Below are 587 nucleotides of genomic sequence, written 5' to 3' on the forward strand. Positions count from 1 at the left end.
AGTTTATCTATGCAAAGAAAAGTTTTATACTGGCCTAGCCGTCCGGCGGGCCTGGCGGCGGGTGCGCCCCCTGCGCGGCCCCGCCGCCCTTTATCTGTAGTGTTGCCGCCGCTGCGCTCTGGCAAATAAAGTGGCGCCAGAGGCCTTTGCTGTGCCTTCGTGCTCCGCTAAAGCTACGCACTCCCGGCCCAGCCATCGGCGGGGCCATGGCGCGGGGTGCCGCCGTTGCATCTCTGTCGTTGCTGGCATTATCTTACAATGACTCGTGTAAAAAAAAATGCTGCCGCAGCCGATCAGCAGTAGAATAGATCCAGGCAATAGGAACGGCTTTGGCTTGCTCCTCAAAGGCCACTGATAAGCTTCTGTAACAGCCAGCGTATAACGCAACCGCATAAGTGCTTATCAGTGACCTTTGAAGAGCCGTTACATCCTTGTGCAGCCTACAGCAGGAGTATGATTTTTTCTTTTCAATTGAAAAAAAGAAAGGGTTATTTTGGGGGTTGTAAGCAGTTCTTTGAGATGGCTTAAAAGTGGTTGCCAGTGAAAAGGGAGGTATAGCCGAAAAGGGTCGGAGATTACTATCCATT

The 587-nt window shown here is 52.1% G+C and carries 1 protein-coding gene; it reads right to left on the minus strand.

What is annotated here, in order from left to right; genetic code table 11:
- Positions 1-253: 253 nt before the first annotated feature.
- On the minus strand, positions 254-587 hold a 334-nt coding region (locus tag HY58_RS19805), incomplete at its 5' end, for a hypothetical protein (RefSeq protein ID WP_039135687.1).

The organism is Flavihumibacter sp. ZG627, from assembly GCF_000814325.1.
Taxonomy (GTDB): Bacteria; Bacteroidota; Bacteroidia; order Chitinophagales; family Chitinophagaceae; genus Flavihumibacter.